The organism is Olivibacter jilunii (assembly GCF_900607235.1).
In the GTDB taxonomy this organism is placed as follows: Bacteria; Bacteroidota; Bacteroidia; order Sphingobacteriales; family Sphingobacteriaceae; genus Olivibacter; species Olivibacter oleidegradans.
In genome coordinates, this window is record NZ_LR027848.1 from 1,390,428 (window position 1) to 1,410,625 (window position 20,198).

General features: G+C 41.2%; 17 protein-coding genes. 11 read left to right on the top strand and 6 right to left on the bottom strand.

Annotated elements, in window-relative coordinates; translation table 11 throughout:
* Positions 1–24 precede the first annotated feature (24 nt).
* The 4 genes from E0E36_RS05775 (at position 25) to E0E36_RS05790 (ending at position 6,281) form a co-directional block, all read left to right on the top strand.
* Complete coding sequence (locus tag E0E36_RS05775; RefSeq protein ID WP_130855100.1) at positions 25–1,731, top strand: glycoside hydrolase family 3 protein; 1,707 nt, start codon at positions 25–27, stop codon at positions 1,729–1,731.
* Between the two features lie 138 nt (positions 1,732–1,869).
* Positions 1,870–3,579, top strand: coding sequence for a glycoside hydrolase family 3 protein (locus tag E0E36_RS05780; protein ID WP_130855101.1), 1,710 nt, complete (start codon positions 1,870–1,872; stop codon positions 3,577–3,579).
* A 221-nt stretch (positions 3,580–3,800) separates the two neighbouring features.
* A complete protein-coding gene (locus tag E0E36_RS05785; RefSeq protein WP_013664092.1) occupies positions 3,801–4,577 on the top strand; it encodes an ABC transporter ATP-binding protein in 777 nt (258 codons plus the stop codon).
* Between the two features lie 27 nt (positions 4,578–4,604).
* Positions 4,605–6,281, top strand: a complete 1,677-nt coding sequence (locus tag E0E36_RS05790) for a hypothetical protein (RefSeq protein ID WP_130855102.1) — start codon at positions 4,605–4,607, stop codon at positions 6,279–6,281.
* Here E0E36_RS05790 and E0E36_RS05795 read toward each other — a convergent pair.
* Positions 6,241–7,065: an MBL fold metallo-hydrolase gene (locus tag E0E36_RS05795; RefSeq protein ID WP_130855103.1), complete on the bottom strand. Its 825-nt coding sequence runs from the start codon at positions 7,063–7,065 to the stop codon at positions 6,241–6,243. The genes E0E36_RS05790 and E0E36_RS05795 overlap by 41 nt on opposite strands.
* Before the next feature lie 375 nt (positions 7,066–7,440).
* On the opposite strand from E0E36_RS05795, the gene E0E36_RS05800 reads away from it, so the two are divergent.
* Together E0E36_RS05800 and E0E36_RS05805 are read left to right on the top strand one after the other, a co-directional pair.
* Positions 7,441–8,367: a DnaJ C-terminal domain-containing protein gene (locus E0E36_RS05800; RefSeq protein WP_130855104.1), complete on the top strand. Its 927-nt coding sequence runs from the start codon at positions 7,441–7,443 to the stop codon at positions 8,365–8,367.
* Between the two features lie 8 nt (positions 8,368–8,375).
* A complete protein-coding gene (locus tag E0E36_RS05805; protein WP_013664087.1) occupies positions 8,376–8,672 on the top strand; it encodes a chaperone modulator CbpM in 297 nt (98 codons plus the stop codon).
* Between the two features lie 39 nt (positions 8,673–8,711).
* On the opposite strand, the gene E0E36_RS05810 is transcribed toward E0E36_RS05805, so the two are convergent.
* From E0E36_RS05810 to gloA2, 3 genes are all read right to left on the bottom strand, one after another.
* On the bottom strand, positions 8,712–9,203 hold the full coding sequence (locus E0E36_RS05810) for a Dps family protein (RefSeq protein WP_013664086.1): 492 nt from the start codon (positions 9,201–9,203) through the stop codon (positions 8,712–8,714).
* A gap of 46 nt (positions 9,204–9,249) precedes the next feature.
* On the bottom strand, positions 9,250–9,819 hold the full coding sequence (locus tag E0E36_RS05815) for an HdeD family acid-resistance protein (RefSeq protein ID WP_130855105.1): 570 nt from the start codon (positions 9,817–9,819) through the stop codon (positions 9,250–9,252).
* Between the two features lie 127 nt (positions 9,820–9,946).
* Positions 9,947–10,348 (bottom strand): SMU1112c/YaeR family gloxylase I-like metalloprotein, encoded by a 402-nt coding sequence (gloA2, locus tag E0E36_RS05820; protein ID WP_130855106.1) that lies wholly within the window; start codon positions 10,346–10,348, stop codon positions 9,947–9,949.
* Between the two features lie 213 nt (positions 10,349–10,561).
* Between gloA2 and E0E36_RS05825 the strand changes: the two genes are divergently transcribed.
* Positions 10,562–13,564, top strand: a complete 3,003-nt coding sequence (locus tag E0E36_RS05825; RefSeq protein WP_130855107.1) for an amidohydrolase family protein — start codon at positions 10,562–10,564, stop codon at positions 13,562–13,564.
* A 10-nt stretch (positions 13,565–13,574) separates the two neighbouring features.
* Complete coding sequence (locus E0E36_RS05830; protein ID WP_242627133.1) at positions 13,575–14,867, top strand: amidohydrolase family protein; 1,293 nt, start codon at positions 13,575–13,577, stop codon at positions 14,865–14,867.
* Between the two features lie 37 nt (positions 14,868–14,904).
* Here the strand turns inward: E0E36_RS05830 and E0E36_RS05835 are convergent, their stop codons facing one another.
* Complete coding sequence (locus tag E0E36_RS05835; RefSeq protein WP_130855108.1) at positions 14,905–15,693, bottom strand: M48 family metallopeptidase; 789 nt, start codon at positions 15,691–15,693, stop codon at positions 14,905–14,907.
* 222 nt (positions 15,694–15,915) lie between these two features.
* Here E0E36_RS05835 and E0E36_RS05840 point away from each other — a divergent pair, with 222 nt between their 5' ends.
* From E0E36_RS05840 to E0E36_RS05850, 3 genes are all read left to right on the top strand, one after another.
* Positions 15,916–17,175, top strand: a complete 1,260-nt coding sequence (locus tag E0E36_RS05840) for a DEAD/DEAH box helicase (RefSeq protein ID WP_130855109.1) — start codon at positions 15,916–15,918, stop codon at positions 17,173–17,175.
* A gap of 98 nt (positions 17,176–17,273) precedes the next feature.
* On the top strand, positions 17,274–17,465 hold the full coding sequence (locus E0E36_RS05845; RefSeq protein ID WP_013664078.1) for a cold-shock protein: 192 nt from the start codon (positions 17,274–17,276) through the stop codon (positions 17,463–17,465).
* A 134-nt stretch (positions 17,466–17,599) separates the two neighbouring features.
* Entirely contained in the window at positions 17,600–19,273 is a 1,674-nt protein-coding gene (locus tag E0E36_RS05850; RefSeq protein ID WP_130855110.1) for a glutamine--tRNA ligase/YqeY domain fusion protein, read from the top strand.
* A 56-nt stretch (positions 19,274–19,329) separates the two neighbouring features.
* Here the strand turns inward: E0E36_RS05850 and E0E36_RS05855 are convergent, their stop codons facing one another.
* Positions 19,330–20,196, bottom strand: a complete 867-nt coding sequence (locus tag E0E36_RS05855; protein WP_130855111.1) for an N-acetylmuramoyl-L-alanine amidase — start codon at positions 20,194–20,196, stop codon at positions 19,330–19,332.
* Between the last annotated feature and the right edge of the window lie 2 nt (positions 20,197–20,198).

Sequence of the window (20,198 nt, forward strand, 5' to 3'; positions counted from 1 at the left end):
TTATCTTTGAGGTAGATAATACTCATGGTTAAAAAGTATTTATTCACATATCTGTTTCTTATATCTGTTTGGCAATCTTTTGCTCAGCAGCCTGCAGATTTTACCACCTTTATCAATTCCCCTCATCGATGGGTGGATTCTACTTTTAATAGTTTAAACCAGAACGAAAAGATTGCACAGCTCTTTATGGTAAGAGCGCATACTAACTTAGGACAAAGGTATATAGATTCTGTAGCGAAAATAATTGCTAGTGAGAAATTAGGCGGTGTAGTGTTCTTTCAAGGTGGCCCCCTTGGACATGCAAAGGCTATTAATACGTATCAATCCATCTCAAAAGTTCCACTGCTGATAGCCCTCGATGGTGAGTGGGGGTTGGGAATGCGTCTGGCAGATTCCACCATTTCTTATCCTTATCAAATGACCTTAGGAGCTATTAGAAATGAGAAGCTTCTCTATAATATGGGACGTGAAATTGCAAAAGACTTCAGACGACTTGGCTTGAATGTAAACTTTGCACCGGTAGTTGATATAAACAATAACCCGAGAAATCCTGTCATTAATTTCCGCTCTTTTGGAGAAAATAAAGGTAATGTAACGCGGAAAGCAAGCGCATACATGCGGGGAATGATGGATGAACATATATTGACTACCTTAAAGCATTTTCCCGGGCATGGGGATACCGATGTCGACTCACACAAAGATCTTCCTCAATTGGCATTCAGTAGAGGTCGGCTGGATTCGCTGGAGTTGTTTCCATTTAAGCAATTGATACGTGAAGGAGCCTCGGGTGTGATGGTTGCCCATATGAATATCCCCGCCCTAGATAAAACGCCTAATTTGCCGTCATCACTGTCGCCTGCTGTAATTGACGGATTACTCAAGAAGGAACTTGGCTTTAAGGGTTTGGTATTTACGGATGCCATGGATATGAATGGCGTGGTTAAATATTTTAAAAATGGAGAAGCAGATGTACGTGCCGTTATTGCCGGGAATGATATATTGGAATTATCTCAAAATAGCAAAAGAGCCATTGCTATGATCGCTAAAGCCATTAAAGATAAACGGATTAGCCAAGCAAGCTTAGATGCAAAAGTAAAAAGAATTTTGGCGGCTAAACTCTGGCTCGGACTGGATAAAAGGGAACCGGTAATGCTGGATGGCTTGTATCGCGAACTAAACCGGTCAGCGTCAAAAAAGCTGAATCAGGAACTGGCTGACGCAGCCGTCACATTACTGAAAGGCGATAGCCTTATACGGAACATTGATTATGGCAAACGTACCGCTATCATTAGCATAGGAGCTCGAGAATTGACTACTTTTCAAAAAGAATTGGAAGGTAAATTTGATAATGCGCTGAAATTTGTCATCTCACCCGACGCGAAACCTAATGATATCGCAAAAGTGTCTGTCGAACTGTTGCGATATAATCAGGTGATCGTCGCCTTGCATGATACGCGCCGATCGCCGCAAAGTAAAATTAACTTCAGTGGCACAGTCCGTTTGTTTATTAATGAATTAGCTAACATGAATAGCATCTTTTGTGTCTTCACCAATCCCTATGCATTAGCGGGCATGCCGGGTATTGAGGCTTGTAAAAGTTTGGTTCTAGGTTACCAAAATAGTGATGAACTGCAACGGGCAGGAGCAAAAGTCATATTGAAAAGCTTAAGGCCGACTGGTAGATTGCCCGTAACTGTCAGTACTTTTTTCAAATACGGAGATGGATTGTAATTTTTAAAATGCGTTTTTTTGCGGTTTTCATTTTGCTTAAAAGCATTATAGGGCGATATTCTGCTTTTATTATCTTTTTTTATTGAAATTTTTGCATAAAACGGCAATTATAACTAAGTTTGATTTCATTGTTTCATTATGTTAAGAAAAGCCAGCCTAATACTCCTCATCGTTTTGACCGCATCGCAGATAGTTTCTGCTCAATCGTCTTCAAACTTTATAGATTTCATTAATCAAGAACATACATGGGTGGACTCAGTTTTTAACAGGTTGAGCAAAAAAGATCGTATTGCGCAAATGTTCATGGTGCGTGCGCATACAAATTTAGGTAATGCGTATAGCGATTCAGTAGCCAAAGTGATAAAAAAGCAAAAGTTAGGAGGAGTGGTGCTTTTTCAGGGCGGCCCTGTTAGGCATGCTAACCTTATAAATAGGTATCAAAAACTTGCAAAAGTTCCGTTGTTAATGGCGCTGGATGGAGAATGGGGATTGGGCATGCGCTTGATGGATTCGACCATCTCCTTTCCTTATCAGATGGCTTTGGGAGCCGTACAGGACGAACGATTAATCTATCAGATGGGGCAGGAGATTGCCAAAAATTTTAAACGAATTGGCTTAAATGTAAATTTCGCTCCCGATGTGGATGTAAACAATAATCCGAATAATCCGGTAATCAACTACCGGTCTTTCGGCGAGAATAAAATGAATGTGGTGCGAAAAGGGGGTGCCTATATGAAGGGGATGATGGATGGCGGTTTAATGACTACTTTAAAGCATTTTCCAGGCCATGGTGATACTGATGTGGATTCTCATTATGACTTGCCTAGTTTGAATTTTACGATAACTCGCCTGGATTCACTGGAAATGTACCCTTTTAAAGAATTGATCAAACAGGGGGCCCCTGGGGTAATGGTGGCCCATATGAATATCCCCGCCTTGGATACAACCGCGCATCTGCCTTCGTCACTTTCAAAAAATGTAATTACCGGTATGCTGAAAGAGCGTATGGGCTTCAAAGGACTCACTTTTACCGATGCGATGGATATGAAAGGCGTTGTAAAGTACTTCCCGGATGGTGAGGCTGATGTAAGGGCGATTATTGCCGGAAATGACGTGCTTGAATTGTCAGAAAACAGTAAACGAGCAATCAAAAAAGTAAGAAAAGCGATCCGTAAAAAGAGATTATCTTGGGATGATATCAACGCGCGTGTAAAAAAAATACTAGCAGCTAAATACTGGATGGGTCTGAATCAACGGCAAGCGGTCATCACAGAACATTTATACCAGGATCTTAATAATGATTCTGCCAAGCAGTTAAATCAACAATTAGCGGATGCTGCTATTACACTGTTGAAAGGGGATACACTCATTAAGCAGTTAGATCTTGCAGAAAAGACGGCGCTGGTTAGTATTGGCGTCGATAGTTTAACTACATTTCAGCAAATACTTGGTGGACATTTTGATAATAGCTTAAATTTCATCTTATCTGCTAAGGCTACTGGCGCAGAAGTGTCAAAGGTAGCTAATGAGCTGAAGAACTATAAACAGGTGATTGTAGCACTTCATGACACACGTTTGCGTCCGCAAAGTAAATTAAACTATAGCCAAGAGCTTAACATGTTAATTAGCGAACTTGCTAGTCATAATGTGCTATTTAACGTCTTTGCAAACCCCTATACTATTGCTTCCTTCCCCGGCTTGGAGCACGCCGGTGGTTTGGTGGTAGCCTATCAAAATGACGGAACCTTTCAAAAAGCAGCGGCAAAGTTATTAAGCGGGCAATTAAAAGCCACCGGTAAATTACCGATAACCATTAACAGCTTTTTCAAATATGGAGATGGCTTATAGCTTTATGCTAGGGAAACCATTTGCTTTGCTGCTCGTTCCATCGGTTTCCTCCGAAGCCGTTTTTCCCAATACACTGGCTATATACAAAGCTAAAGCTAGTACGCACGGTTAAAAGTAAAAGCCCTTCATTTTTAATAGCAGTTGCTCCGCGTCTTATTTTCAAAGTTCACAAAATATAAAGAATTTCTTATCTTGCTTTACATTAATCAAGAAAGATAAGAATGAACCAAGATGAACCTATCATACGCATTGAAAATCTTCATAAAAGTTATGATGATAAACAGGTTTTGAAAGGGATTGATCTTGAAATATATCCCGGTGAAGTGATTGGCTATATCGGCCCAAATGGTGCCGGTAAATCAACAACCGTTAAGATCCTTACCGGATTAATAAGTGATTTCGAGGGTCATATCACTGTTGATGGCATCAACTTAAAAGAGAATGCACTTCCAATTAAATCCATTATAGGATATGTTCCGGAGAATGCTGAGCTATACGATGTGTTAACCCCTTTGGAATATCTGGATTTCGTGGGTAAGCTATATGACATGGAAACTTCGCTCATTGCAGCCAGAGCAACTAAGTTGCTTACTGCTTTTGGCCTGAGTGAATCACTTAATAAGCGAATGGATACCTTTTCGAAAGGTATGAGGCAAAAAGTGTTATTGACTTCCGGAATTATTCATAATCCAAAAATTCTCATTTTAGATGAGCCTTTGTCTGGCTTAGATGCAAATGCAGTAATTGTTGTTAAAGAGCTGATCTCTCTATTGGCAAAGGAAGGCAAAACGATATTTTATTGTTCGCATATGATGGACATTGTTGAAAAGGTTTCAGACCGTATTCTATTGATTAATCAAGGCAGTATTGTGGCAAATGGTACTTTCGAGCAATTGAAAGCTGAGCATGGCGATTCCCTCGAACATATTTTTGCTAAGCTCACCGGCCATGCGGAAACTTCAGGAAGTGCTTCTAGTATCATGTCTGCCTTCGAATAGCGAGAATGATCGCAAAATATTATATCCATGAATAATTTCATTGTCCAACTGGCTTTACTTTTTAGTCCTCTATATCGTAAAATCGGGGTAAATACCGCTCAGATGGAGGTTATATTACGTGTCAAATTACTGATGGATGACCGAAGACCGCTAACGGCATTTGGAAACAGATCGAAAAAGGAAAACAACTACAGCTCCTGGCTTAATTTTTTACTGCTAGCAGTGATGGGTTGCGTATTGCTGCTTTTCCTTTTTTCCGTCAACCAACCTTATCTGTCTTTTACGATCTACTTCGGTGTGTTTATGGCAATGTTATGCCTCAGCTTGATCGCTGACTTTTCCGTCATCCTGTTAGACAGTAGAGATAATTTTATCATATTGCCACGTCCCGTTGATGATCGAACGTTTGCCTTAACACGCATCCTGCACATCGGAATCAGTATAGCTAAACAAGCGGTTGGTTTAGCGCTCCCGGGACTTATTTTTACAATAATTAGTCGAGGAGGATTTGCCGGTGTTATTTTTATTTTTCAAGCGGCAATAGCAACCGTACTTTGTGTATTACTGGTAAACTTGTTTTACCTGATTGCCATGAAATTCGTCTCGGTGCAGCGCTTTAAAGACATTGTAGCGTATTTACAAATTGTATTTTCGGTGCTGATCTTTATGTTGTACTACACGATGCCAAATGTGCTGGAAAGTGCCATGGTTCAGCAGCTTGACTTTGCAGCGGTGCCCTGGTTATGGCTTACACCAAGTGCTTGGATCAGCGGACTACAAGAACTCGGAAGGGGAGATACGTCATTACTTACCATTGCACTGTCCCTAGCGGCTTTCTTATCGCCGTTGGTGGCTTTGTGGATAATGAGCAAAAACTTCTCTACCGGATTGAACGCTACGTTGAGCGCTTTGCAGACAAGCGACGACTCGGTTAAGGTCGAAACAGCTGCCACCCGTAGGCAAACGCTTAGCGATAAATTAGCGAATATATTAACCGGTAGCCCATTGGAAAATGCCGGTTTTAGATTAGTTTGGAATGTAACGGGACGCACACGTGAATTTAAAACTAAAGTGTACCCTTCGTTGGCTTATGTCCCGGTGTATTTTTTTTTCATGTTTTTTGTACGTAACCGAGGAAACGCAGAAGGAACGTGGACAGAAAAATGGAAGAATATCCTCGCGCAACATACTTATCTCTTCATTTTTTACTTTTCTTTATTTACTTTATTAACCGTATTCCAATTTATCACACAAAGCGAAAAATATAAAGCTGCCTGGATTTATTTTGTGGCTCCTATTCAACAACCGGGCCTTTTGATGTCCGGTGTATTGAAAGCTGCGTTTGTTAAATTTTATATGCCTTTTATGATTGTTTTTTCCGTGCTGGGACTAGCCTTTATTGGTCTGCCGGTAATAAATGACCTCCTTTTATCTACGGCTGTAGGCGGAGTAGCGGCCATTTTAATTTGTCTGTTTACCGTAACAGGCTATCCTTTTAGTCAACCGATAAAAAAGACAGAAGGGCGCTTTATTGCCAATCTGCTTTTGATAGGATTAATCAGCGCGATCGGCTTTGGGCATTATTTAGCTGTTAATTATGAGTGGTTGGTGTGGGCACTTGCTAGCCTTGCCGTCGGTACATTCTTTCTGCTATTACATTTTTTTAAAAAAGAGTCTTGGGAAAAAGCGGAATTTCGGGAATAAGATCTGCCGGCTGTGACCATCTTTTTACTTCAAAAATAGGACTTTCTTCGTATCGCGAAGCAACCACAATTTTTACGCCATTGGCATGGGTTGAGAAAAGCTCGGTAACTAAATTCGGACAATTATTATCTTTGGATAAATGAGATAAAAAAAGATGACTCAAATTGTCCGTTCTGTGGTTTAGAAAGAGCTCTAAAGCTTGCTTATTGGACAAATGACCATACCCCCCGCGAATTCTGTTTTTCAAAAAATACGGATAACGCCCGCGATCTAATAGATCGTCGTCGTAATTGGCTTCTAAAAAAACCGCATGACACTGGCTGAAATGATGCTGTACACGTTCGCACACCCTTCCTATATCCGTAAAAACGCCGATCCGAATGCTTCCTCCTTCTACCACAAAGCTATAAGGGTCAGCCGCATCATGATACTTGGCAAAGGGAGTGATTTGAAAATCGCCAATTTGAATAGGATCGGATGCATGAAATAGGTGGAGCAGCTCGGGAGCAATAAAAAAGCCGGTTGCTGTTAATGTCCGCTGATTGATATAGACTGGTATGCGGTATTTTAAACTTAACCTGCACAAGCCCTTTATATGATCACTATGTTCATGGGATATAAAAATCGCTTTGATAGATGGAATGGATAAACCTAAACGGGTCATTCGTCGCTCAATCTCGCGGCATGAAATGCCGGCGTCTATTAGAACAGCTTCTCTTCCATTGCCAACATAGTAACAATTGCCATTACTTCCGGAATTGATCGAGGTAACATAAAGCGACATGTGTGCAAACTTAATAATTTTCGTTGGGATTACTGCCCGTGCTTTGCGTTATGGAATTTCTTTTTAAGCGATATTACGATGTTAGTATTAAAGAAAGGTTTCCTTGAGTTACTCTTTTTAATATATGTTCTTTTTCTTGGCAAAAAGAACGAAACCGAGAAGTTTGCCTTCGAGCTCCTATGAACGCTTTTGAAAATAAATGCAAGTGAATAAAGTCAAGGTTATCCACCTTGCTAATGGGCGCAGTAAGTGGGATGTATAAAATAAACTTTCTTTTAAAACCACGATTCATTTCAATTTAAAAGGAAAATAGGAATATATGAAAGTCCCAAACAAAAAGGGACACACAGCTGTATCTAGGTTGAAGGTTTAATTATGGAATATATTGATTACTATAAAATATTGGGCGTTGATAAGAATGCATCTCAAGATGATATTAAAAAAGCATACCGTAAACTTGCCAGAAAGTTGCACCCCGACTTAAATCCGGATGATAAAGAAGCGCATAAACGATTTCAGGAATTAAATGAGGCCAATGAGGTACTAAGTGATCCTGACAAGCGGAAGAAGTACGATCAATATGGGAAAGATTGGAAGCAAGCGGAAGCTTATGAGCAGGCGAGACAGTCACAACCTGGAGGCGATTACTATGCACGTGGAAATCCTTTTGGCAATCAAAATCCATTCGAAAGCGGTTTTGACGGATCGGAAGGCGATTTTTCTTCAGGCGGTTTTTCAGATTTTTTCGCCTCCATGTTCGGTGGAGGAAGAAGGAGCCGAAGCCAATTTAAAGGGCAGGATTACCGCGCGGAATTACATCTCAGCTTGAGGGATGCTGCAGAAACGCATAAACGAACCTTAACAATAAATGGGAAGAAGCTGCGCATCACCATCCCTGCGGGTGTGGAAAATGGACAGGAAATTCGTTTGAAGGGTCAGGGTGGACCCGGTGTAAACAACGGGCCGGCGGGCGATCTCTACATCACTTTCGTTATTGGAAATGACCCAGTGTTTAAGCGATTAAAGGACGATCTGTATTTGACGCAGGAAATTGATTTATACACAGCCGTTTTGGGAGGAGAGGTTATGGTCGATACACTGGGATCAAAAGTTAAATTAAAAGTTAAACCGGAAACCCAGAATGGTACCAAAGTGCGTCTAAAGGGGAAGGGCTTTCCCGTATATAAAAAAGAAGGTCAATTTGGCGATCTAATTATAACCTATCAAGTCAACATACCAACCGGATTGAGTGAAGAACAAAAAACGCTATTTCAGCAGCTAGCCAATTTAACGACTAAATAATTAGACAAATGGGAACCACATTCATTTTGGTCAAGGAATATTGTGCACAGAGCACGGTGGACGAAGGTTTTATTCGTTCGCTTTATGAAGAAGGGTTAATAAAGCTCACTTTGCAAGCAGATGAATGGTATATTCATGAAGAAGACCTTGAGGCGTTGGAACGATTTAGGCAATGGCATTACGATTTACACATTAATGTCGAAGGTATTGACGCCATGCGCCATTTAATTGGAAAGATTAGAAGTATGCAAACAGAAATTAAGCTGTTAAAAAGCAGGTTACGCTTACACGAAGAGGGATGGTAAGTTGGGCGGAGGCTTATAACGCCCCGCCCCATTTTTTTATTATTGAACCATAGAACGCAGCATCCAAGCCATTGATTCGTGCTGCTCCATCAAGCCTGTCAGGAAATCTGCCGTTCCGGCATCTTTATGCTTATCTTGAATAGGATCAATCGATGTGCGAATCTCTCGTATGATGGTTTCATGGTCTTCTAAAAGCGCTTCAATCATTACTTCAGCAGATGATCCATCATCTGTATGCTCCAAAAGATTGGTTTCATTAAGGAATTGTTGTAAGGTTCCCAATGAATAATGACCCAATTTACGGATACGCTCTGCCACTTCATCCATCATTTCCGCAAGTTCTTTATATTGCGATTCAAAGAATAAGTGGAGGTCGTGGAAGTGGATGCCCTTTACATTCCAGTGGAATTTTCGAGTCTTGGTATACAATACAAATTCATCAGCTAATAAATGATTCAATTTGTTTGCTACCGCTTGGCGATTATCTTCAGAGATGCCAATGTCAATTTTAGCAGTTTTTACGAGTGCCATGATAAAAGTTTATTAGAGTTCATTAAGATATTTATAGTTCATTTTGTTAGGGATTCATATGATCCCTGATTTTCTTGAGCTGCATAGAAAAAATGATATTTACCACGCCGGCAACGATAAAAGCAAAGGCCGTCCACCCAACAATAGTCGCAATACCGATCACTGGATTGAAAATCATACTTAGGCCGAATAATACCGTTAAGATACCTCCGGCCAAGATCCATCCCCAGCCCTTTACGTCTAAGTTCTTCAGTTGAAAGGCGTAGCTGCAAAGTGAAGCTCCTAATAAGAGTATATAAAAACCCACTATGAAAGGTAGAACGCTCATCGATAAACTCGGATATAATAATAAAACGAAGCCCAGTACAACGTCCAGAATGCCTGCAGACAGTGTCCAACCCCAATGATGCAAACGGTGTCGATTCCCGAATGTAAAGGAAAGCTCCATAATACCATTAACAAAAATAAGACCACCAAAGAAAACCGATAAGCCTAAATAGCTCGCCAGCGGATTCGATATTGTATAAAAACCGGCAATCAATAACAAGATGCCAATAACAGTGAAAAGCCACCAATTTTTGACCTCACGTTTAATCTCCTGTATAAATGCTGTCATATGAATAAAATTAATCAAGAACCCGAGCTTTATCAAAGCTACTTCGTTTAGATAAGATATGAGTTGATAACAATCATACTAAATTAGGTGTTTGATCATCTTTTACTTTATTTCAATGGAATGACAATTAATGGTCAATTTCGTAGAACTCCAAAGGCAAGTCGTCGGGATCCGCAAAAAAAGTAAAGCGTTTTCCGGTTAGTTCATCTACCCGAATCGGTTCGGTTTGTACCTGATGCATCGTTAGATGATCGATTGCCTTCTCTAGATTGTCAACAGCAAAGGCTAAATGTCTTAAACCGCAAGCTTCAGGCTTGCTCACCCGTCTCGGAGGCTCAGGAAAGGAAAATAATTCAATGACGTATTGACCATTTAAGGCCAAGTCTAGTTTGTAAGATTCCCGTTCATCTCGATAAGTTTCGTTAAGGACCTCAAACCCAAGTACGGTAGTATAAAATTGCTTGGATCGTTGATAATCGGAACAGATAATAGCCACATGATGAAGCGCTTGTATTATTGGATTTCCCATGCCAATGTTTTTGAACGAAGGTATAACTTATAATGTAAAAAAGGTAACATTCTTATGAGAGAAGGCCAAAACAAATTTTTTTTAATTAAAAAGGGTATTTTAGTGAAAAACTTGGCGAACGCTTGGTTTTTATCGTCAACAACAAAAAAATCCGCAAAATGGATTCTCTTTTTTGACAACTTGAACTTTTTATTCTTTAATTAGATGTGCATTATGCGAAAAATCTTACCCTTTTGCCTCTTTTTATTTAGCTTTTACTTCCTGAAAAGCCAGGAAACTTTTCCTGTTAACGGCTCGCACGATAAGCGACCGAAAAAGTACGCGTTTATAAATGCTCATATTATCACAAAAGCTGGGCAGAGTCTGAAAAATGCGACGCTACTGGTGAACGATCGACTGATCGAATCCGTAGGAGCGGGACAGGAAGTGCCCGCAGGTTACATAACGATTGATTTGCAAGGCAAGTTTATCTATCCATCTCTGATTGATCCTTTTACTACCTACGGCGTACCTGAAAACAAGGAATCACGCGCTTTTGGGAGGGCTGCCCAGGTACTCACTTCTACAAAGAACGGCCCATACGCCTGGAACGAGGCAATACGGCCGGAGACTCGGGCGATCGATGTTTTTGCACAGGATGAAAAGAAAGCAGAACAACTTAAGAAAATTGGCTTCGGAGCGGTACACACGATAGTAAAAGACGGAATTGCGCGGGGAAGTAGTGCATTGATTGCACTGAACACCAATAAAGATAATGAGCTTGTCATCATTCCCGACGCCGCTGCTCAGTATTCTTTCGATAAAGGCTCTGCAAAAACGTCTTACCCTTCTTCTTTAATGGGAAGCATTGCCCTTTTGCGTCAAACATATTACGATGCGAAATGGTATCAGCAACAGAAGAAAGAATACAACATTTCCTTAGAAGCGTTTAATAAGTGGCAGTCGCTACCACAATTTTTTGAAGTGAACGATGTATTGGATGTTTTAAGGGCTGATAAAATAGCCAAAGAATTTGGGAAATCCTATATTATCAAAACGGGAGGAAATGACTATCAACGTATTCAAGAAGTGAAGGCTACAGGGGCAAGTCTTATCGTTCCGCTTAACTTTCCGAAAACATATGATGTAGCAGACCCCTACGAGGCTAATAAATTGTCGCTTGCGCAGTTGAAGCACTGGGAGCTTGCTCCAGGCAATCCCGCCGCTTTGGAAAAGGCATCCATTCCTTTTGCCTTAACAGCTAGCGATTTAGATAACGTCCGGGACTTTTGGCCCAATTTACGCAAAGCCATTAAATATGGATTAAGTGAAGATGCCGCTCTACGTGCATTGACGGAGACTCCTGCTAGATTGTTGGGAGCGGGTGATCGCTTAGGAACCTTGGAGAAAGGAAAACTGGCTAGTTTTATTATTACTTCGGATAGTTTGTTCAAAGAAGGGAATATCATCTATGAAAATTGGATTGAAGGAGAAAAATTTATCGCTAACCATAGCAGTAATAAAGATCTGAGAGGAGAGTACGCAAGCAATGTGGATGATTTCGGTGCAATAAAACTGCTGATAGGCGGGAAGCAGGGAAAGTATGAAGCTTACATTAGCAAGCCGAACGATACGACAAAAATCAAAGCGAATTTGGTAGTAGATGGTGATTTGTTAAGTCTGAGCTTTAATCCGAAAGGGGTAAAGAAAAGCTACCGGATTAGCGCCTATATTGCAACAGTAAAACCACTTCAATTAAAAGGTGAAATTAATCGTGAGGATGGTGGTACTATTCCTTGGTCAGCTTCTTATACGGGGGCCTACACGGAAAAGACCGAAACGAAGCGAGCGGACAAGCCCCTTGAATTAGGCAAGGTAATTTATCCTTTTGCAGCCTATGGTCATGAGCAACCTCTTGCTGCTGCCGATGTATTGTTAAAAAATGCGACCGTATGGACTAATGAAAAAGAAGGCATATTGGAAGGAGCAGATGTATTAATTGCCGGTGGAAAAATCAAAGCGGTCGGTAAAAATCTCAATGCCTCCGGCGCAACGCTCATTGATGCTACCGGCAAGCACATTACGGCAGGTATCATAGACGAGCATTCACATATCGCTATTTCTAGAGGCATAAACGAGGGAACGCAATCAGTTACTGCTGAAGTGCGTATTGGTGATATTATAAATTCGGAAGATGTTAATATCTATCGACAATTGGCAGGCGGGGTAACGTCCTCGCATATATTGCACGGCTCAGCTAACGCAATTGGCGGGCAATCTCAATTAATTAAGTTGCGTTGGGGTAAATCACCTGAGGAGCTTAAATTCGAAGGGAGCGATGGCTTCATAAAATTTGCCCTTGGCGAAAACGTAAAACAAAGCAATTGGGGAGATATTGCACGGGTGCGTTTCCCGCAAACACGAATGGGTGTGGAGCAGGTGTATGTAGATGCTTTTACAAGAGCGAAGGAATATAAGGCAAAAATAGCGATGAAAGGCAGCAATGCGCGTCGTGATCTCGAATTGGATGCTTTGGTGGAGATATTAGACAATAAGCGTTTTATCACCTGCCATTCCTATGTGCAGTCTGAAATCAATATGCTCATGCATTTGGCTGATAGCCTTGGTTTCAAGGTAAATACCTTTACGCATATCTTAGAAGGCTATAAGTTAGCGGATCGTATGGCCGCAAGAAGTATTGCAGGAGCTACTTTTGCAGACTGGTGGGCCTATAAAATGGAGGTACAGGAGGCAATACCCTATAATGCTTATTTAATGGAAAAGCAGGGTGTGGTAACGGCCATTAATTCGGATGACGCTGAGATGGCTCGTCGCTTAAATCAGGAAGCTGCAAAAGTAATCAAGTATGGTGGCTTGACAGAAGAAGAGGCATGGAAATTAGTAACCCTCAATCCAGCAAAAATGCTGCACATTGATAATAAGGTGGGTAGTTTGAAAGCCGGCAAAGATGCAGATGTGGTGATATGGAGTGGTAATCCTTTAAGTATTTATGCCCGTGCCGAGAAGACCTTTGTAGATGGTGTAAAATATTGGGATGTAGAGGAAGATGAGAAGATTCGAGATTTTCAACAAAAAGAGAAAGCTAGATTGATTGCTAAATCGTTGGAAGAAAAGGATAAAGGGAATGCAACACAAAAAGCAGTCGAAAAGCCAACCATTATTTATCATTGCGAAACGCTTTCAGGAGATATTAACGAGGATGTCAACCATAACTAATACAATGACGATGCAGTTCACTTTTAAATACATATACAGCCTAAGTTTATTCCTGCTGGCCGGAGTTTGGGCTCAGGCGCAGCCAACCGTTTATCCGGCAAAGGCGCAAACTTCAGCCATTAGCATAAAAGGAGCCACTATTCACATAGGCAATGGACAGGTAATAACAAACGGTACCTTAGTCTTTGATAAGGGAAAAATCACTTATGTGGGCGATGGGTCCGGAGCACCTAATGCCACGGAGACCATTGATGCCCATGGAAAACATCTTTATCCTGGATTTATTGCGCCTGTTACCAATTTGGGCTTAGTGGAAATCGAAGCGGTGAGAGCGACAGTTGATAATACAGAAGTAGGGGGAAATAACGCGCACGTGCGTGCGCTGATTGCCTATAACACCGATTCTAAGGTGATTAATACCTTGCGCACTAACGGTATATTATTGGCGCAAGTGACGCCCGAAGGAGGATTGGTTACTGGTCAGTCGTCCATAGTGCAACTCGATGCATGGAATTGGGAAGACGCTGCTTATAAAAAGGACGATGCGATCCATATTAATTGGCCCAGTATTCGCTATGCACGTTTTGGTGCAACCAATGAAGAGGAGCAAAAGGAACGGATCCGAAAGGAACGCACTACCTTGGCGGATTTATTAACCGATGCAAGCGCTTATTGCGCCGTAGATAAACCAGACGTGTTCAATGGGCGGTTAGAAGCTTTTCGAAAGGTCTTTGACGGTTCAAGAAAGCTCATGGTTCATGTTGATAAAAAGAACGATATCATTGCAGCGGTACAATTTTTCAAAGATTATGGATTGAAGCCGGTATTAGTAGGAGGAGCGGAAGCTCATCTTGTCAGTGCTTTTTTGAAAGAAAATGATATTGCGATCATCATACATCAGGCGCATTCGCTTCCTGCGAATGAAGATGATGATGTTAATTTACCCTATAAGCAAGCGAAACTCTTATCAGATGCAGGACTTCTGGTCGCTTACGGGATGGATGGTTTTTGGCAACAACGTAACTTGCCTTTTATGGCCGGTACCGCGGCTGCATTTGGTTTGGATAAAGAAAAAGCACTGGCTACTATTACCTTAAACACCGCGAAAATTTTGGGAATTGATCAAACAACGGGTAGTTTAGAACTTGGGAAGGATGCGAATCTATTTCTCTCCGTAGGAGACGCTCTTGATATGAAAGGAAATCAGTTGGAAAAGGCGTTCATTGGGGGAAGAGATATTAATTTAGATAATTTGCATAAACAATTGTTTGAGCGATTTGAGTATAAATACGGACAAAAGTAAAACGAAAAGAGGGAGTTTCAAGCTCCCTCTTTTCGTTTTACTTAACCGGTTTTTCAAAGCCTTCTTTAGTCGCTTTTTCAGACATTACTTTAATGCGTTTTTCTGTATCTGGATGGGAAGACATCAAGCGCTGCATGGTGGACGCTTTTTCAGTGCCTTCACTTTGTTTAGCCAGACTCTCAAAAGCGGTGGCCATATACCACGGGTTGACCTTTTGCGCTTTTAGTAGTTCATAACCGTAGATATCCGCGGCACTTTCTTGCGAACGGGAGAAAGACGAATTAGCAACAGCAGTACCCAATTCTCCTAACTTAGAGTCACTAAGTGCTCCGGCTGTGCCTCCCTGTGATCCCACACCGTCTTTTAAGGCAGAGCTTAATAGAGCAGTACGGAAAGCATCTTTCGAGTCTTTGTTTTTTACGTGACCAATTTCATGGCCGATAACGCCTAATACTTCGTTATCATCCATCACTTCCATTAGACCTGCACATACGCGTACACTGCCATCGGCACAGGCAAATGCGTTGATGTCACGAACTAAATATACTTTGAAGTTCAGGCTTAAATCATCGTGGTTAGTTAAATCTTTCGTTAGTTTGGCTAGGCGTTGGGCTAATTCATGATCCTCCGGTGCAACGGGGTTATTTTCGTCCATCCAAACCATGTACTCCTTTGCATAACCTATTACCTCATCGTCTGATAAGGTAATTGCCTTTGCTGCTGTAGTCGCTGCCTTGATACTTTTTGTATTTAATTTAAATTGTGCCTGAGCATGAATGCACATGATTGTTAGTGCAGAAAGAATAGCAAGTTTAATTGTTTTCATATGGGTGTTTTATAGTAATTACCGATGTCGAGACAAACATACCATAAAACCTTTCATAGCTCCAAAATAAGGTGAGAAGATCCCTGAAATCAGCTATATAAATACGGTCATAAAGCAACTATCTGTTTTCATTGAAGCTTTATGGAAGTTAAATCGTATCTTTGCAACAATGCATATCCTAGAACGGATAATGGTTTTTATTACAACTAATACACTGATATATTGTCATTTAAAGAACTGAAGCTTATTGATCCTTTATTGAAGGCAATACATAAGGAGGGGTACGAAACCCCCACACCCATACAGTCCCAAGCGATTCCCGTTGTACTTTCAGGAAGAGATTTACTCGGTTGCGCCCAAACAGGTACGGGCAAATCTGCGGCTTTTATTCTGCCTATTTTGCAGCAACTGAACAGCCTGCCTAATAAAGAGAAAGCAGTGAAAGCTTTGGTGTTGGCCCCCACGCGGGAATTGGCTATCCAAATTAACGAGAGTATCGCTACGTATGGCCAACTGCTACCCTTAAAACATCAAGTCGTTTATGGAGGGGTTAATATTAATACGCAGATTTCAGGATTAAAAAAAGGAATCGATATATTGGTAGCGACTCCCGGACGTCTTTTGGATTTGGTTGGACAGCGGGTGCTTACCCTTCGGGCTGTTTCTCACTTCGTGCTAGACGAGGCGGATCGAATGTTGGATATGGGATTCATTCATGATATTAAAAAAGTTGTTGCTCTTTTGCCAATAAAGCGACAGACGCTTTTCTTTTCAGCAACCATGCCGCCCGAAATTACGAAACTCGCGAATACGCTTTTAAAGAACCCGGTACGTGTAGAGGTAACACCGGTTTCTTCAACAGCCGAAAAAGTGACTCAAGTAGTATACGCTGTTGATAAGGCAAATAAGCCGAAGTTGCTTTTACACCTTTTAAAGAGTGAAGTGCGTGATCATGTGCTGGTGTTTACGCGGACGAAGCATGGTGCAGACCGTTTGGTAAAGTTCTTGGCGAAACAAGGTGTTCAAGCAGCAGCTATTCATGGAAATAAATCGCAGAATGCCCGACAAAATGCACTTCAAGCTTTTAAGAGCGGCCAGCTAAAAGTACTTATTGCGACGGATATCGCAGCTCGTGGAATCGATGTTGAAGAACTTAAATTTGTGATCAACTTTGATCTCCCAAACGAGCCTGAAACTTACGTGCATCGTATTGGCCGTACCGGTAGGGCGGGTGCGAGCGGTAAAGCTCTTTCATTTTGCGATCTGGAGGAACGGCCCTATTTGCAAAGTATAAACAATTTAACAAATCAGGCCATTCCCGTGATCAATGAGCATCCTTTTCCTGCGACTGATAAGTTTGTGGCTGTACCTCTCCCGAAACGACCGTTACAGAACAAATCAGAAAAAGCGTCAACAAATAAAAATCGGAAAAAACGCCGATTCAGACCTGCCAGCGCACAAAAAGGGAATAGAATAGGCTAATTTTTTGTTAAGATTTTATAAATAAATATTTTATTAAGAAAATCTTAGATTAATATCCTTACCTTTGCTCTAATTATTAATAAATTCAATACAATACAATGCAAGAAGGAGTAGTAAAATTCTTTAATGAAACGAAAGGTTTCGGTTTCATCGTTCCAAATGCTGGTGGAGGCGATATCTTCGTTCATTCATCTGGCCTTATCGATTCTATCCGTGAAAACGACCACGTATCTTACGAGGTTGAACAGGGAAAGAAAGGCTTAAATGCGGTAAATGTTAAAGTTATCTAGGATAGTAATAATATAAATCGTATGAAGGCTGTCCGAAGAGGACGGCCTTTCTTGTTTTTAATGTAGAGAATAGAAAGCATTAAATTTTTTCAGCATACTTTTTCATCAGAGAATTTTAGCTAAGTTTGTGCCTTATGAACGAAGAGAAATCATTGAATTTCCTGGAGGAAATTATTGAGGAAGATATAAAAAATGGGAAAAATGACGGTAGGGTGCTGACGCGATTCCCGCCGGAACCAAACGGTTATTTACATATCGGTCACGCGAAGTCGATTTGTTTAAATTTTGGTTTGGCACAAAAATATAATGGTAAAACTAATCTGCGTTTTGATGATACCAATCCGGTTACGGAAGACATTGAATACGTGGAAAGTATTAAAAATGATATCAAATGGCTTGGTTTCCAATGGGCCGAGGAGCTGTATACATCGGACTATTTCGATACGCTATACGGATATGCCGTGAGCTTGATAGAAAAGGGTTTAGCCTATGTCGACGATAGTACACCGGAAGAGATCGCTGCAAGTAAAGGGACACCTACCGAACCAGGTAAGCCGACTCCCTATAGAGACCGGACGGTGGAGGAAAACCTTCGTTTATTCGCAGAAATGAAGGATGGAAAATATCCCGATGGAAGTAAAGTGTTGAGGGCGAAAATCGACCTGGCCAATCCAAACATGCATATGCGCGATCCTTTACTCTATCGTATAAAACACGCGCATCACCACCGTACGGGGGATGCTTGGTGTATTTACCCGATGTATGATTTCGCGCATGGACAAAGTGATTCGATTGAGCGGATCACACATTCTGTTTGTACGCTGGAATTTATACCACATCGGGCTTTATATGATTGGTTAATCGAGCATATTGGTATCTTCCCATCTAAACAATATGAGTTTGCACGATTGAATATGACTTATACCGTCATGAGCAAACGCCGATTACTGCAACTGGTAAACGAAAAGCATGTGGAAGGATGGGATGATCCTCGAATGCCTACCATCAGCGGATTAAGAAGACGAGGATATACGCCTGCAAGTATCCGTAATTTTTGCGAGCGAATTGGGGTGGCAAAGCGGGAAAACGTAATTGACGTAAGCCTGTTGGAATTTTGCATCCGCGAAGATTTAAACAAAACGGCTTGGCGTAGAATGGCGGTGCTGGATCCGGTAAAACTGATTATAACAAACTATCCGGAGGAAAAAGAAGAACTGTTACATGGAGAAAACAATCCGGAGGTGGAAGGTGGTGAGGGGGAAAGAGTGATTCCTTTTAGTCGTGAACTATGGATTGAACGCGAGGATTTTATGGAAAATGCACCTAAGAAATTCTTCCGTTTAGGCCCTGGATTAAGTGTTCGTTTAAAGCATGCTTATATCGTTACATGTGATAGTTTCGTAAAAGATGGAGACGGTAATGTCACAGAAATCCATTGTAGCTATATTCCAAACTCAAAAAGTGGAGAGGACACAAGTGGCCTAAAAGTGAAAGGAACAATTCACTGGGTAAGTGTACCACATGCGAAAACAGCGGAGGTAAGACTTTACGATCGTTTATTTAAGGCTGAAAACCCCTTAGCCACAACCGGTGATTTTAAAGAATCTATTAATCCGGATAGTCTTGAGATTTTAGAAAAGGTCTATATTGAACCTGATTTATTAAATGCCGTACCGGGGAAAGGGTATCAATTTATTCGTAAGGGTTATTTTACGCTCGATACACGGTCGACACCTGATCGATTGGTGTTTAATCGCACTGTTGGCTTACGCGACACATGGGCGAAAGAATCACAGAAAGAAGCTTAAGTAATTAATTGGATCCTTATAAAAAAGGAGCCATCTGGTAAGAGATGACTCCTTTTTTATAAGGTTGTTTTCTTGATATAAAGATTGTAAAGCACGCTAAGTGCAAAAGGAGTCCACTCTTCAGTGGTTTCCTCAGGTATAAAATGTCTCTTAAAAGCTAAGATTGCGGCTGAAGCATTTCGGGTATCATAGCCTAGAATACGCAAACCATCTAGCGGGTTGAAAGTGGTGGGGGGTGCTTGCAGTACGTCGTCATACCACAAACCAAACCCTTTTTCTGCTAAGCGTTTCCATGGAAAATTGATGCCGGGATCTACTTTGCGTCCCGGAGCGATATCACCATGGCCAATGAAGTTTTCTGAAGGAATCTTATAATTAGCTTTGAGGGTATCCAGTAATACGAGCAAATTGTTTATCTGTGGCTCAGTGTAAGGTTCAACACCGTTGTTGTCCATTTCGACACCTATAGATGCGGAATTCATATCCGTAACGGATCCCCACCTTCCATTACCCGCATGCCAAGCTCGTAAGTAATCGTTGAGCAATTGATAAACTTTACCTTCTTTATCAATGATATAATGAGCACTTACTTGTGTACGTTCTAGCGTAAACGTCCGTAAGGTTTGCTGAATACTGTCTTGAGCTGTATGATGTAAAATAACAAAATTGGGTTTGCGCATATTGAAATTAACGGTGCCTACCCACTCAAAATCTTTTCGCTGGCCTTCTACTCCCGGAGACGGCAATCCGGCAGAAGCCATGTGCTGCGGAGTCGGCAAAGGTTGCTTAATTACTTCAGCCAATTGTTCTACCTGCTTTTCATATATTTTATTAGTCTCTGCAAATTTCTTTTTTGAAGCGCAGGCGCTTAGAAAAAATAGCATTAAGACCATGTATCCGTATGAGCAAATATGTTTCAGCATAG

What these genes read in the sequence shown, in the direction of transcription:
- E0E36_RS05775 (WP_130855100.1), top strand. Translation starts at nt 25, where the DNA reads ATGGTTAAAAAGTATTTATTCACATATCTGTTTCTTATATCTGTTTGG.
- E0E36_RS05780 (WP_130855101.1), top strand. Translation starts at nt 1,870, where the DNA reads ATGTTAAGAAAAGCCAGCCTAATACTCCTCATCGTTTTGACCGCATCG.
- E0E36_RS05785 (WP_013664092.1), top strand. Translation starts at nt 3,801, where the DNA reads ATGAACCAAGATGAACCTATCATACGCATTGAAAATCTTCATAAAAGT.
- E0E36_RS05790 (WP_130855102.1), top strand. Translation starts at nt 4,605, where the DNA reads ATGAATAATTTCATTGTCCAACTGGCTTTACTTTTTAGTCCTCTATAT.
- E0E36_RS05795 (WP_130855103.1), bottom strand. Translation starts at nt 7,065, where the DNA reads ATGTCGCTTTATGTTACCTCGATCAATTCCGGAAGTAATGGCAATTGT.
- E0E36_RS05800 (WP_130855104.1), top strand. Translation starts at nt 7,441, where the DNA reads ATGGAATATATTGATTACTATAAAATATTGGGCGTTGATAAGAATGCA.
- E0E36_RS05805 (WP_013664087.1), top strand. Translation starts at nt 8,376, where the DNA reads ATGGGAACCACATTCATTTTGGTCAAGGAATATTGTGCACAGAGCACG.
- E0E36_RS05810 (WP_013664086.1), bottom strand. Translation starts at nt 9,203, where the DNA reads ATGGCACTCGTAAAAACTGCTAAAATTGACATTGGCATCTCTGAAGAT.
- E0E36_RS05815 (WP_130855105.1), bottom strand. Translation starts at nt 9,819, where the DNA reads ATGACAGCATTTATACAGGAGATTAAACGTGAGGTCAAAAATTGGTGG.
- gloA2 (WP_130855106.1), bottom strand. Translation starts at nt 10,348, where the DNA reads ATGGGAAATCCAATAATACAAGCGCTTCATCATGTGGCTATTATCTGT.
- E0E36_RS05825 (WP_130855107.1), top strand. Translation starts at nt 10,562, where the DNA reads ATGCGAAAAATCTTACCCTTTTGCCTCTTTTTATTTAGCTTTTACTTC.
- E0E36_RS05830 (WP_242627133.1), top strand. Translation starts at nt 13,575, where the DNA reads ATGCAGTTCACTTTTAAATACATATACAGCCTAAGTTTATTCCTGCTG.
- E0E36_RS05835 (WP_130855108.1), bottom strand. Translation starts at nt 15,693, where the DNA reads ATGAAAACAATTAAACTTGCTATTCTTTCTGCACTAACAATCATGTGC.
- E0E36_RS05845 (WP_013664078.1), top strand. Translation starts at nt 17,274, where the DNA reads ATGCAAGAAGGAGTAGTAAAATTCTTTAATGAAACGAAAGGTTTCGGT.
- E0E36_RS05850 (WP_130855110.1), top strand. Translation starts at nt 17,600, where the DNA reads ATGAACGAAGAGAAATCATTGAATTTCCTGGAGGAAATTATTGAGGAA.
- E0E36_RS05855 (WP_130855111.1), bottom strand. Translation starts at nt 20,196, where the DNA reads ATGCTGAAACATATTTGCTCATACGGATACATGGTCTTAATGCTATTT.